This is a genomic window from Desulfosarcina cetonica JCM 12296, assembly GCF_001311845.1.
Taxonomy (GTDB): Bacteria; Desulfobacterota; Desulfobacteria; order Desulfobacterales; family Desulfosarcinaceae; genus Desulfosarcina; species Desulfosarcina cetonica.
Map to the genome: position 1 here is coordinate 1 of NZ_BBCC01000170.1, position 13,138 is coordinate 13,138.

The 13,138-nt window shown below is 46.0% G+C and carries 14 protein-coding genes; 1 reads left to right on the forward strand and 13 read right to left on the reverse strand.

The genetic code is table 11. The features are described 5' to 3' along the window. The coding region (locus JCM12296_RS26560; protein ID WP_054699521.1) for an RDD family protein at positions 1 to 676 on the forward strand (676 nt) is incomplete at its 5' end. Between the two features lie 183 nt (positions 677 to 859). On the opposite strand, the gene JCM12296_RS26565 is transcribed toward JCM12296_RS26560, so the two are convergent. From JCM12296_RS26565 to JCM12296_RS26620, 13 genes are all read right to left on the reverse strand, one after another. Further along, complete coding sequence (locus tag JCM12296_RS26565) at positions 860 to 1,828, reverse strand: LysR family transcriptional regulator (RefSeq protein WP_083456548.1); 969 nt, start codon at positions 1,826 to 1,828, stop codon at positions 860 to 862. A 21-nt stretch (positions 1,829 to 1,849) separates the two neighbouring features. Continuing rightward, entirely contained in the window at positions 1,850 to 2,047 is a 198-nt protein-coding gene (locus JCM12296_RS26570; RefSeq protein WP_054699524.1) for a hypothetical protein, read from the reverse strand. 58 nt (positions 2,048 to 2,105) lie between these two features. Next, a complete protein-coding gene (locus JCM12296_RS26575; protein ID WP_172684121.1) occupies positions 2,106 to 2,687 on the reverse strand; it encodes an HD domain-containing protein in 582 nt (193 codons plus the stop codon). Positions 2,688 to 2,737: 50 nt separating this feature from the next. Continuing rightward, positions 2,738 to 2,989 (reverse strand): transporter, encoded by a 252-nt coding sequence (locus tag JCM12296_RS42570; protein ID WP_213182840.1) that lies wholly within the window; start codon positions 2,987 to 2,989, stop codon positions 2,738 to 2,740. Next, on the reverse strand, positions 2,904 to 3,518 hold the full coding sequence (locus JCM12296_RS26580) for a SphA family protein (RefSeq protein ID WP_213182839.1): 615 nt from the start codon (positions 3,516 to 3,518) through the stop codon (positions 2,904 to 2,906). Before JCM12296_RS26580 ends, JCM12296_RS42570 begins: the two co-directional genes overlap by 86 nt. Before the next feature lie 516 nt (positions 3,519 to 4,034). Next, a complete protein-coding gene (locus JCM12296_RS26585; RefSeq protein ID WP_054699528.1) occupies positions 4,035 to 5,264 on the reverse strand; it encodes a Tm-1-like ATP-binding domain-containing protein in 1,230 nt (409 codons plus the stop codon). 184 nt (positions 5,265 to 5,448) lie between these two features. Beyond that, positions 5,449 to 5,769, reverse strand: a complete 321-nt coding sequence (locus tag JCM12296_RS26590) for an antibiotic biosynthesis monooxygenase family protein (RefSeq protein WP_054699529.1) — start codon at positions 5,767 to 5,769, stop codon at positions 5,449 to 5,451. Between the two features lie 20 nt (positions 5,770 to 5,789). Then, positions 5,790 to 7,385 (reverse strand): AMP-binding protein, encoded by a 1,596-nt coding sequence (locus tag JCM12296_RS26595; RefSeq protein ID WP_157067919.1) that lies wholly within the window; start codon positions 7,383 to 7,385, stop codon positions 5,790 to 5,792. Positions 7,386 to 7,433: 48 nt separating this feature from the next. Beyond that, positions 7,434 to 8,654, reverse strand: coding sequence for a Tm-1-like ATP-binding domain-containing protein (locus tag JCM12296_RS26600; protein WP_054699534.1), 1,221 nt, complete (start codon positions 8,652 to 8,654; stop codon positions 7,434 to 7,436). 299 nt (positions 8,655 to 8,953) lie between these two features. Beyond that, a complete protein-coding gene (locus tag JCM12296_RS26605; protein WP_054699536.1) occupies positions 8,954 to 10,423 on the reverse strand; it encodes an acetyl-CoA carboxylase biotin carboxylase subunit in 1,470 nt (489 codons plus the stop codon). Next, positions 10,420 to 11,676, reverse strand: coding sequence for a biotin/lipoyl-containing protein (locus JCM12296_RS26610; protein WP_054699539.1), 1,257 nt, complete (start codon positions 11,674 to 11,676; stop codon positions 10,420 to 10,422). Before JCM12296_RS26610 ends, JCM12296_RS26605 begins: the two co-directional genes overlap by 4 nt. Beyond that, a complete protein-coding gene (locus tag JCM12296_RS26615) occupies positions 11,673 to 12,167 on the reverse strand; it encodes a beta/alpha barrel domain-containing protein (protein ID WP_054699541.1) in 495 nt (164 codons plus the stop codon). The genes JCM12296_RS26610 and JCM12296_RS26615 overlap by 4 nt, the downstream gene beginning before the upstream one ends. A 10-nt stretch (positions 12,168 to 12,177) precedes the next feature. Continuing rightward, positions 12,178 to 12,993, reverse strand: coding sequence for an SDR family NAD(P)-dependent oxidoreductase (locus JCM12296_RS26620; protein ID WP_054699543.1), 816 nt, complete (start codon positions 12,991 to 12,993; stop codon positions 12,178 to 12,180). Positions 12,994 to 13,138 lie beyond the last annotated feature (145 nt).

A 13,138-nucleotide genomic window follows, 5' to 3' on the forward strand; every position in this document is an offset into this window, starting at 1 on the left:
CCTGGATCGTGGACGCCTGTGCATCGCGGCCACGGCCCGGATCGCCGGCGTTTTCCTGACCCTGTTGGGGGTGCTCAGCCCGGATTTTTCCCATGCCGCCTTGATTCTGTTCTTTTTTATACTGAACATGGGCTATGCCATGGCCTTGGAATGGTTCTGGCACGGTCAGACCGTGGGCAAACGCCTGTTGGGTCTGCGGGTGATGGATTTGCAGGGGCTGGAACTCAGGTTCGGCCAGATCGCCATCCGTAACCTGTTGCGGGCGGTGGACAGCCTGCCCCTTTGCTACCTGGTGGGCGGTGTGGCGGCGTTGATCAGCCGTCACAGCCAGCGTTTGGGCGACATCGCCGCCAACACCGTGGTGATCCGGGAAACAAAGGCGATATTGCAAATCCCCGAGGATTTTCTGGATCCCATGCGCTACAACTCCTTGCGGGCCTACCCCCATCTGGTGGCCCGGCTGCGCCAGCACACCGTTCCCGGCGAGGCCGCCCTGGCCATGCAGGCGCTGATGCGGCGCGACGAACTGGACGCTGACGCCAGGGTCGCCCTGTTTAAGGACATTGCCGGCCATCTGCAGACCAAAACAGCCTTTCCGCCCGAGGCCCTGGAGAATATCTCCGACGAGCAGTTCGTGCGCAATGCCGTGGATGTGCTGTTTCAAAGCGGCCCTTAGAGGCAGGACAAGCCGTGAAAAATGATCAAACGGCAAAGGGCAAATTTTCCCATGTCAGGCATCGGCTATGCTGTTAGAAGAGGCGGAATCTTACACGGAAGACTTTTAGGAAGTAAATTGATGAAGATAAAAATAGGTTTTAAAACCCACTGTGGAAGAAAATTAAAAACCTGAATTTTGATGTTATATTTCTTCTTTGAATTCCGGAGATAAAAACTTAATCATCTTTCTCGCAGCAGGCGTATGGTACTTTCCCCTTTTTACGATGATGCCATACTTGGAACGCATTGCCTTTGGATCTGATTCTGATAGATTCTTGACGCAGAGTCGCTTTCTTGAATCAGGCTGTAGAATTATCTCAGGAACCATAGAAATACCGTACCCTAATTCTACATATTTCATAACGACTTCCCAACTGACAGCCTCCATTGTTATGTTCAGATTGGGATTGTATTCTTTTAGCGATTTTTTAAGGTATTCACCACCCACCCCACCTATGTCCGGCATTATAATGGGATATTGCGCCATATGTTGAAACGTGATGTTCTTCTTTTTTGAAAGTTTATGGCCTAAAGGAGCAATTAGATACCTGTCGTAAGTCCATTGTGCCTTACCCAAAATTTCATAAGGAAGATAGTAAAGAGAACCGATACCGAAATCAGCTTCCCCAGACAACACCATGGAACGGATTTCTTTGCCCGATACATTAAAAAGGATAATTTCACATTCAGGATAAAGTTCCTTGAATTTTTTGACATAATCAGGCAGGACGTAAAGCAGCATCCCCGTAAATGAGGCAATCTTAATTTTGCCGGTCAACTTGCCAGATTGATGTTTAAATTCCAGCCCCAAAGACTCGCACCGCTCTACGATGGGCGCGACAAGATTGTATAAATTTTCTCCGTTCGGGGTAAGGACGGATTTTCCACCGGATTTGTCAAACAGTATGCATTCTAATCGCGACTCAAGATCCTTTAATTGCTGACTAATCGCCCCTTTTGTGATAAAAAGCGCATCTGCAGCCTGGCTATAATTACCATGCCGTGCAACGTAATAGAAGACCTTTAGCCTGGAATAAGGGAGATAGGGAACCAATTCTGTAAATCCTTTATTATTCAAACAACAATGCGTCGGATTGAATTCAGCATCCAAAGGTAAATATATCGCGTTTGTTTATAAAAACCCAACAATTTTTTGAACATCGTTCATTTTTTGTGCAGTGGTGCTCGTAAAAGCATCTATATTCCTCCGTTGATCTGGCCGGTTGATGGAACCTTCCATGCGCCAGTATGTTGCAGTCAACGACTGCAAACTGCCCGGCGGGTTGCGCCGGAAAATCCGGAAGCCCACCGCCTTCATGATGGCAGCCAAGTTTACTTCCGTTCTTTCCATACGGCGTCTCAGCAGTGTGTTGACCTATAGACTTAACTCAACGACATTGACTGCGATCTTCCTGCATGCGATGGCCCAGTTCGATACCCGCAATCTTTATGGAATCCGGTAAAAAAAACCAGTTTCGCAGGCCATTGGACAATTCTGCATAGATGTTTTCGGCAACCGACCCATCTCCCCAGTGTGGCCAAATTTTTGAATAGTCCTTTGAGAAGCGTGAGAGCTTGTCTCCATCCTTGAGGATTTTGTCATTCAGCGAAATAGCCTCTTTTCGGCTATCATGGCCGATGATGATGGCTACGATTTCGTCAATATACGCCCTTTGGTAATTTACATCTCTTAAAATCAGTTCGGCAATCAGTGCGCTGATTTCTTCATGAACTTTGATGGCCTCAGGGTCGCCATCCGGGACCCTTATCTTTCGGGAGACGTTTCCGGGTAGCTTGGCCCACCCTGTGTCATGCAAGATCGCTGCAGGAATCACAATATGCCGATCTCCACCAACAATTTGCAGCAGTTGAAGGCAAAAGTGGACGACTTCCCTGGTGTGCAGCTCGTTGCTCATCACTTGAAGGTGAGGGCAGGCCAACCCAAAGATTTTTTTCTCTTCTTCGGTCATTTTGAAGATCATAAGATCAGTGTCCGCTCAAAAACGGTCCTCCCTTTGTGTTACGTCAGATTGGCGGACCGGTAACAGGTGTTTTTGGCACGGAATTCTCGCAGTGCCCTGAGATTGACCTGGAACAGGGACGGTGGCCGCCAGAAGTTGATCTCCGCACCCAGGGCATAGGCCCGTTTGCGCTCATCAGCCAGCGTCCCGGGGCCGTCGTCGCTGTCATCCTCGATCTGCCAATAGGCGCAACCGGCAATCCCCGGCCGGATGGAGAATTTGTCGTTGAGGGATCTCCTTGCCCAGGCCATACTCGACGACAAACTCGGAGCCGGGGGTCACCTCGGTTTCATCCTGCTTGGTATGCACCAGGGTACGTGTCAGGGCGCTCAAGGACCAGGATCGCTGGGCGTCCAGATAAATGGTGCCTCCCAGGGTCAGCATCCCCGACCAGTAGACGAGGCCGGGAGAGGCGAGCTTTGCGGAATCGTACTCTCCCGTGGGGGCGATGACCGCCAGGGCAAAGGCCGCATCCCAGCGCGGCTGGTGCCAGGCCAGACCGAAAAACTCGAAAACCGTGTCGCCTAAGGCCAGGCTCTGGCTGTCCGTATAGGGCCCCAGGGTGAGGTCCTTGTCCACCAGGGGCACGATCAGATTGTAAAAGTAGTTTGCTCCCAGGATCTTTCTTTCGGTGACGTGTACAAAGCGATGCACCATGGAGAAGACGTCCAGGTCGATATCCGACTTATCGCCATTATTGTCCTTCATGGTGGTGGGGTTATACCAGGTGTTGTAGATTCGGTAGTGAAATCCCGGTGGGGGCACCGTTGCGGCAAGCACTCCCTCTCCGCCAAAGGGATAATGGGATCCGCTCGTCGCGGCCAAAGATGGTACATTGCTGTTTAGTAGGAAGCCGATACAAAGTGCGATCAAATTTAAAAACCGAATACTTTTTTTCATAATTTTCTGCTCTTTTTCGAATAAAGCTTAAACCGTAGTTGTTGTTAAGCCCCCGTATAGGGGGGCTTTTTCGAAATTCAAATTACTCTTGATGTTTGACTCGCGTCGTTCGGGTTTGATAGTTCAATATTCGTTTAAAGGGCGGATATACCGTGTTTGTTTATAGTAAACTCGACAAATTTATGAATTTAGTTCATTTTTTGTACAAAATTATCCATAATTCTTTTTATGGCATTCATAAAATCTTTAATTTTATACGACTAACGATAATGAACCGAGTAACGTGGTTGGTCGTATCCAGACATGTGCAGAATGCATTGTCTTTTTAGTGGAAAAGAAGTTTATGTAGAATAGTTCCATAGGTAACGAACAATTGAGAATAAATACATCGGGGTGCTAAATTTCAGCAAAATATTCAAGACTTAATTCACAAAGCCGTTCCTCAAATTGTTTATCGTCATAGTGGCAGTCTAAAACTTCAAGATTGATTTCGGACTTTAAATTTCTTTCTAAAACACTGATATAAGCGGCTCTCCCTTCAGGGTGGTAGTACATTTTTCCTTCCTGATCATAGGGAAAAAAGCCTCTTCTTGGTACAAGGTAAGCGACCTTGCCGTTGGACTTGTTTAAGCGTGAGCAGACGATTTCTGCCGTCTTTTCCATTTGTTCAGTTGTTGGTTGAGCGGTTCCAACCATTTCATTATGTTCTATCGCGAAATGTCCTTTCTCTTGGTATAAATGCATTTCAGAAGTCTTCATCGTAAAGACGCCCATTGTGTTGGGGGTTAATATCAGGGGGATTCCCATTTCAGCTGAAGCCGCCAATCTATCCTTGGAATGGCAAGGCGCACCGACGACCTCATGGAGGATTTCAAAATGACAAAGATCCAACATTCCCTTGATGACACCTTGCCGAATCAATCGCTCCAAAATACCACTTTGCATGCTTACGGCATGGGCCATAGCAACTTTGTATCCATGATCAACCAGATGTTTCCTTAAAACCTTGGCACAGCGGGCAGACCATCCATTGGCGGTCATACCGATCCATCTTCCCTCCTCCATGGGAGCCTCTTCCTTAACGACTGTACATATACTCAGGGCTGCCCGTTTAAGATCTCTCTTGTTCCATTGATTCACACCGAAAAAATCAGAAATCGGCTGAACAAGTATAATGTCGGTCTTCACAAAATCGGGGTGAAGGTAATCCGAAATCGCCACTGTGGAGATCAGTACTTTGGGAAAGCCAACCGGCAATGTCCTCAGTGCCGTCAGCCCGATGGTTGACCCCATGGTTCCGCCAATTGCCAAAACACCATCGATTTCGCCATTTTCATAAAGCTTGCGAATGATGCTTTTTGAACCTGACGCCAATTTTTCGACCGAAACCTCATATCGTCCCTTTTTAGCCTTGCATAGAAGCTCATCCAGCGACACACCTGCCGCCTCGGCAAGCTGCTGTCTCGTTATATCGACTTTAATAATTTTGGAGTCCTCCGTAAGCCCCAAATCAAGAACGATACTTTTAACATCTTGTGATTCCACGACATTCTTCATATATAAGACTTCTTCTCCTTTTGTATCGCAGGTGCCGAGGATTAGGACTGTTTTTTTCCGGTCACTCATTTTACGAACCCTCCATTATAATATTAAGATTCGATCGTATGTCCTTCATACAGTAGGTTTTGAAGACCCATGTGCCCGAATGTCAAATAAAGGGCAAATGTAAGGTAAAATACCGGACATTTGCCCTTATTTTTGTTGCTGAATAAACGTCACCGCTTAATTTCTTTATTTTTTGTCGCATCTTTCAAAACAAGCGCAAAATTACAGGATCCGAACTTGCCACGACCTCAAACGACTTTACTTTAATCTCCTCTTCGAAATAGTCCTTAAATTTATCGATTGCTTTTTGGTAATCCCCACTCTTTTCATAAATGTCAAGATCTCCTTTTGTGTCCCAGGCGGTAATTGAAATCCCTTCATCATTATTATCGACATTCTCTAACAGATGAACGAACCGGATTCCTTTCCTCGTTTTGTGGCTTGGGATCACTTCTTCCAAATACAAATTACGTATTTCATCGCTTGAGCCAGCCTTTGCCTTGAAAAAAACCATTCTTACATACATAGTTCCTCCCCCTTCTATTGTTATCTGGTTACTTTAATACCGGCTTCCTCTCTATCCCAAGTATTTTCATTGACACCCGCCTGCCTTAGTACATATTTTTGGATCCTTTCGGTTGGTGTTTTCGGCAGGCTTTCCATAAATTCTACATAACGTGGAACAGCGAAATATGGCATTCTTTCATTCGCATAGTATATCAAATCCTCAGCACTTAGGGTGCAATCAGGTTGTAAAACGATGCAAATCTTCACCTCATCTTCTGCAAGTTCAGATGCAACCGCAACCGCTGCAGATTCCAAGACTGAAGGATGTGTGTTGATAGCTTTCTCTACTTCAAAGGATGAGATATTTTCGCCTCTCCGTCTGAGAGAATCTTTTTTTCTATCAACAAAATAATAGAACCCCTCTTCATCTTTCTTTGCCAAATCGCCCGTATGAAACCACAGGTTGCGATAGGCTTCCAATGTTTTATCAGGCATATTGTAGTACTCAAGCATCATCGTAAACGGCTCTTTGGGACGGAATATAATTTCTCCGGGCTCTCCGTTTTCGACTTCATTGTCGTCTTCATCGACAATTTTTATTTCGTAAATATCCAGAGCTTTTCCACAAGAACCAGGCCTCCTGTCATTAGCCCTTATGTGAATAGGAATTCCGATTTCGCTCATTCCATAGCCTTCCAAACACTTTATCCCAAATCTTTCTTCTGCAATTTCCATTACATTCTGGGGGCACCCTCCGCCCAATGCAATGCGAACAGGATTATCTCTGTCATTTTCCTTTTCAGGTTGTTTTATCAGAATCGGAATAACCGCTCCCAAATAGTTGAATTGAGTGGCGCCGTATTTTCTAATGTCATCCCAGAAGCGAGAGGCGCTAAATTTATCAGCCAGGATCATTTCCGCTCCGGCAATCAGGGCCGTCACAGTTGTCAGACATTGGGCGTTGAAATGATAAAGTGGCATGAAAGTATAAAAAATATCGTCTTTTGTACCTTCTCTGTATTCCAACATTTTTTGAGCGCATACAATCCAGAACTTATGGGGGGCTAACGCCCCTTTCGAAAGACCGGTCGTTCCGGAAGTATAGATGATGGCATGAGGATCGGAAGGGTAAATCTTTATGTCAGGCGTGATATCGGGAGCATCTATAAACTCAGCTAATGAGAGTACTGGAATTTTTAGTCCTTTCAGTTTATCAGCGTTAAAATCGCCTATAATCAATAGCTTTTCAACCTTCTTCAGACGATCCTGGATCATTATTACGCGTTCGATATATTCCGGGATAATTGCTAATATCCTCGAATCTGACTGGTCTACGATATGATATAGGAATTCTCCTTTGTAGGATGTGTTGACCGGTACCTCTACAGCACCGATTTTTGCCGCTCCAAACCACAACAATAAAAGTTCAGGGCAGTTTGGCAGCATGAAGCTGACCTTATTATTTTTTTCGATCCCTTGTTTTATGAAAGCGTTCGCATAGCGGTTAGATAGTTGGTTTATTTCGTTATAGGTGTAACTTTCATCTTTATAGCGCAGAAATACTTTCTCTCCTAATTTTTTTGCTCTATCTGCAATTAATTCTCCCATTACATTAGGCGTATATTCTTGATTCACTTCATCTCCTTTCCAGCAGGGCTGGACAGTTGCCTTTCTTCTAAACTTTTAATTTTGCATCATCTCGTAAAGCATATCAGCCGCCGCAACACCAAATGCGGTTTCTGTCACATGGACATCTATCTCTCTTATTGCCATTCCGCCATTTAACAGGCCCTTTATTGTATTGAACCAAGCAAAGTTAGCTTCTATGTCATCAAACTCTTTATCCACCTGGTCGAGTATCGATAGACCTTTTGTCGGAAAAATGATTGCTGTTTTTCCTTTTGCCTGTTTTATCCTATCCGCCATGAATTCTGCCACCTCAACCATTTCTTTCTCTTTCGTTCTCAGGACGTTTATTCCTGGTGCATGGATATGAACATACTGATCCTTAAATTGTGCTGGAATTTTGTCCAAGGATGAATAGATGATATGGTCAATATTCCCAGGGGCAATCACTTGGGGGATGCCTTTTTTCCCAGCCGCTAGCAATCTTGTCGGCCCTGCATCACTCCATCCCTGATACATATGATCCACTATCTCGTTGGTCGAAATATCCAAGACACCTTGGATGATTCCCTCTTCAATCATTTCTTCCATTGCTTTTCCGCCCATACCATTGGCATGAAAAATTACCACTTCGAAATTCTTTTCCTCCAACAGCTTCTTTGCCTCTAAGGCGCAATTGGTGGTTCCACCGAGGGTCGTTATACCAATTACTGGGCGATCGGAACTTTTTACTTTGTCTACGCCAACCATTCCCATAATAGCTCCGGCAGTATATGTAAGCGTCGTCTCGGTAATTCTATTGAGCCCGGCAATGTCTGCGATAGATGGGATCATAACGATATCTTTTGTCCCGACATATTGTCGCACATCGCCTGATGCGACAGTGGATAGCATGACTTTCGGGAGACCGAATGGGAGGGCACGCATCACTTTTGCCCCAAGATTTGTACCCATGGTCCCACCCACGGATATGATGCCATCCATCCTCCCCGAACCATATAACTCGTGACATATGGTTGTTGTGCCTTCAGTCATGATATCCATGATTTTGTTTTCCTGGCCGGTGTCTCCGAGAGATCGAATTTCGTCCATATTGCTGCCTGCGGCGGTGACGACGTCTTCATTCGTAAACTCAGGCGGATAGACCAGACTACCACGGGCACCCGTTCCCATGTCGACCGAGATGAGTTGGTGTTCTTTTTCGATAATGTTTTTTAAATAGAGAGATTCTTTACCTTTTGTATCTAACGTGGCAATCAGTACAATTTTCTTTTTCATACATTTTTACTCCTTCAACGTGCTTTCGTTTTATCAAGATAAAAAATTATCATAATTCAAAAAATTAAAATCATTCATGAAAAGACAAAAAAGTTTCTTTGTTTGGCATCGGCAACATCCAAAACCGGACTGACCAATCAAACGATTGCTATTCTCATAAAACGGGTTATATTGCGTTAAAATAAGGCCTTACGACGATCTCAATAGTCCCTTGGAGGGGATGGAAAGCGACTGCGCAAAGAGCTTAAAAAGAAATCAAACGGTCATTTAAAAAGCATGTAATTGAGAAAAAATAATTCTCAAGCCACTTTTTTTCTCATTACGGATGATACTGCCGCAATGGCTGCTATTTTTTTGTTTTCGCTGGATGAAATCGGCAGTTTGGTCATTAATGATATTTCTGTTTCTATGAAATCACGCATGTCCTGTTTTAGGGATTTTTCGGTTTCAATAAAATGGGTTCCCAAACGTCCCTCGATGAAGCGCTGGTTTTCCATCAATGCTTGATGAAAGGGCATATTGGTTTTTACTCCGGTAATAATATACTCATACAAGGCCCTTTTCATCCTATCAATTGCATCTGCGCGGGTTTTATCCCACACGATGAGTTTCGATATCATCGAGTCGTAAAACGGGGGTATCGCAAAATTAGGATAAACACCGCTGTCTACCCGGATTCCATTTCCCCCCGGCGGGTGGTAGTGTTTGATTTTTCCCGGGGTGGGAACAAAATCATTCAATGGATCTTCGGCATTTATCCGGCACTCGATAGCGCTGCCATTGATTCTGATGTCATTTTGCTGGATACTCAACTGACAGCCGGAAGCGATGCGTATTCCTTCTTTTACGATATCTACACCGGTCACCATTTCGGTTACCGGATGCTCCACTTGAACTCTTGTATTCATTTCAAGAAAGTAGAATTTCTCATCCTTAAAGAGAAATTCCATTGTTCCCGCGCCTTCGTAGCCAATCATGCTGGCAGCGTTTGCAACTAATTGTCCAAATGTTGAGCGCGTTTCATCGGTCACTGCCGGAGAAGGTGATTCTTCAAGCAATTTTTGATGCCTTCGCTGGATCGAACATTCGCGCTCTCCCAAATGAATCGCATTCCCGTGGGAATCCGCTAAAATCTGAAACTCGATATGGCGCGGGTTGACCAAGTATTTTTCGATATAAACATCCCCGACACCAAATGTTGTAGAGGCGATGACCTTTGTTGATTCAAGCGCTTTTTCCAATTCCTGTTCCTGAGACACAACTGTCATGCCGATCCCTCCACCACCGCCGGAGGGCTTGATGATGACTGGATAGCCGATCTCTTCAACGATTGATCTGGCCTGGTCATAATCGGTTACGCAAACGTCCGTTCCGGGAACCACGGGAATGCCGGCTTTTACCATCTCCCGACGTGCGGTTACTTTGTCCCCCATGAGCGACAGGATCTTGCTCGTTGGGCCAATAAACTTGATATTTGCTTTCTCACACGCTATCGCAAACACGGGGTTTTCGGCGAGGAACCCATACCCTGGATGAATCGCATCGGCGCCACATTCCTTGGCTGTTTGAATTATCTTTTCCATATTGAGATAGCTCTGGCTAGCCGGCGATGGACCGATCAAATATGCCTCATCGGCGTATTTGGCAAATAGCGCCTCCTTGTCCGCCTCGGAGTAGATGGCCACTGATCGAATGCCCATTTCCCTGCATGCTCGCATAATACGGACCGCTATCTCACCTCGATTGGCTATAAGAATTTTCTTTATCATTTCACCACCATTAAAACATCGTGAGATTCAATCGTTTCTCCTTCAATAGCGAGAATCTCTTTCACGACACCGCTGTGTGGACTGTTGAGTTGCCTCATCATTTTCATCGCCTCAATCGTGGCAAGCGTATCGCCCGTATCGACATTATCTCCGACTTTTACTTTATAGGATAAAAGAAGACCGGACATGCCGGCGACCACTCCGCCTTCAGGCACTTCTTTCGTCTGCTTTGCGTTATCGGCCTGAACACTTGCAGAAACGTCGCCATTCCCGTTCATCACCGGTGTAATTTTGACACTAAAGACCTCTCCATCCACATCCACCGAAAACTCCTGTGGCAAGTGGTTGTCTGTTGAAACCGGTTTTTGGGTCCTGTTGCCAATGGGTTTGTTGATCGGCTTTTTCATTTTGCCGTTTTTAAAAGATAGTCCCGGCACCATCGCCCTTAGGATAAGGTTGTCATCTGATAAATCGTTGCCGAACTCCTCACGAAGCGCGTCCAACGATTTAAATCTTCCTTGAGGTTGCCAGTCGGCCAATTCCTGCGCCCGCGGCAATGCCATTATTTTGTCCTTTACATTCTGGTCGATGGGCCCCGCGGCTTCTCCATAGAATCCAAGAATATACTTGATGGCCTCATCAGCTGAATTTTTATAGCGCTCACCGGATAAAATGTTTTCTACGGCCTGTGCCCCCACCATCTGTGAATAGGGGGTGGCCATGACGGGATACCCGAATTCTTCCCGGACCCGGATGATCTCTTCAAGCACCTGGTCTAAAAGTTCACCCTTCCCTATCTCGGATAACTGTCGCTTTAGGTTGGTCATCATGCCACCAGGCACCTGGTGCTCGAAATAATACATGTCGTATTCCATGGGCACACCAACGGGAAGACCTTCCTCTTCTGCAATTTTGTAAAAATGGGCAGATACCTCCGCCAGGGCGTCTTCGTCGATATCTGACGTGTAGCCCATCCTTTTGGCGTTACGTAAAATTGATTCTGTTGTCGGTAAAGACGTACCATTGCCAAGGGGGCCCACGGCTGTATGTAAAATAGTAACCCCGGCCTTTATGGCTTCCAGGTAACAAAGCGGGGCAAGCCCCATATTGCAGTGAGAGTGGAACTCTATGGGGATACCGTCACAGTTTTCGAGGACCGCTTTCAGAAGCTCTCTAGTCCTTTGCGGTGTGAGGACACCGCCTGCATCCTCTATTCTAATACTGTCAACGAGATCTTTCATTTCAGCGATCATTCGGGTCTTGCGTGCCAGTGTTCGCTGTCATGAGCCGGACTGAAGGTATACATCAGTCCGCCTACGTTCTTGGCACCCTCATTTTTGGCTATCTCCGAAAAGTACCGAACCGTCTCCATGTCTGTCTGGTAGTCACAGTTCCAAAAGCTTCGTATGCCGTTTGCAACGCATCGTTTTATCCAGAGCTCGATGATGCTGCGAGGCGTATCAATATCGAAAGAGGCCAGACTTGCGATCATAAATGAGGTTTCCAGCGGCGTGTTCGGCATCATTTTTGACAGCAAACGGATCCTCTCCCAGGGATCTTCACCAAGAATACGGGTTTGCACCGTCATCCCATGGCCACCGACGGTGCCGATGCTTTTGAACCCTACTTGATCCATAACTTCTGCAATGGGAGTGATATGATCGGTCCTCATGGTAAATCCCCAGAGGCTCTGTTGCGCATCACGGAAGGTCTGATCCACAAAAGTTATTTTTTTCTCGTCCACTTCTTCTCCTTTACACACAGATGCCACCATCTGAAGTCAGCACCTGTCCGGTTATATAGCTGGAAGCATCCGATGCCAAAAAGACGATTAAGCCCTTTAATTCATCGGGGTCACCCCTTCTTCCCATTGCGGTCGCCCGAAGAATACCCCCCTCGTATCTCTCGTATTTTTCTTTATCCCATGAACCTGCGCGCCAACGGTCGCTGAGCTGCGTTCCCCGATGCCATCCAGGCGCGATACAATTTGCCCTGATTCCTTCTCTGGCATACTGAACTGCTGTTTCCTTGGTGAGCATGATCATTCCCGCCTTTGACACGCTATAATTAGGGATTGGCATCTCCTCACCTATCTCGCGGAAGGTTCTCAAACCCTTAACCGAAGCAATATTAATGATATTCCCGGATCCCTGAGATAACATGTGGGGAAGCACTGCACGGGTACATAAAAAAGCACCTCTCAAATTAACCTTCAGTACTTTATCCCAATCTTCAATTCGCATGTCGGCGATTTTGGAAGGCCCGGAATTGATGGCGGCGTTGTTGACAAGGATGTCAATTCTTCCAAACTCGTCTAACGTCTTTTGTATCATCCGCTCTACGTCCTCAGGAGAGGACACATCGGCTTGGATCGCCACCGCCTTTCGGTCAAGGCGTTTTACCATTTCAGCCGTTTCTTGAGCACCTTTCACATTCTTATCTGCAGTCAGCGCAATGTCAGCACCAAAAGCGGCCAGGATCTCACAAAAGCCCCGCCCCAAGCCACCCGACCCGCCGGTGACCAAAACCACGCGATCTTTAAGATCAAATACTTCCTTCCCGTCTTTCATTTTCCGGTCCTTTGAAAAAATAGTATCTATCAGACAACCGAGTGTAGCATTCCAATAGTTCTACTGATTGAACGCCTCATTTTTTGCTTTTATTGATAGATCAAATAAGGCAGGTAATAGCTTGCCTTATTTGATCCATCCTTCA

Coding starts and splice junctions, on each gene's coding strand:
- JCM12296_RS42570 (WP_213182840.1), bottom strand. CDS start 2,989: ATGGCCTGGGCAAGGAGATCCCTCAACGACAAATTCTCCATCCGGCCG.
- JCM12296_RS26610 (WP_054699539.1), bottom strand. CDS start 11,676: ATGATCGCTGAAATGAAAGATCTCGTTGACAGTATTAGAATAGAGGAT.
- JCM12296_RS26585 (WP_054699528.1), bottom strand. CDS start 5,264: ATGAGTGACCGGAAAAAAACAGTCCTAATCCTCGGCACCTGCGATACA.
- JCM12296_RS26605 (WP_054699536.1), bottom strand. CDS start 10,423: ATGATAAAGAAAATTCTTATAGCCAATCGAGGTGAGATAGCGGTCCGT.
- JCM12296_RS26575 (WP_172684121.1), bottom strand. CDS start 2,687: ATGACCGAAGAAGAGAAAAAAATCTTTGGGTTGGCCTGCCCTCACCTT.
- JCM12296_RS26620 (WP_054699543.1), bottom strand. CDS start 12,993: ATGAAAGACGGGAAGGAAGTATTTGATCTTAAAGATCGCGTGGTTTTG.
- JCM12296_RS26590 (WP_054699529.1), bottom strand. CDS start 5,769: ATGTATGTAAGAATGGTTTTTTTCAAGGCAAAGGCTGGCTCAAGCGAT.
- JCM12296_RS26600 (WP_054699534.1), bottom strand. CDS start 8,654: ATGAAAAAGAAAATTGTACTGATTGCCACGTTAGATACAAAAGGTAAA.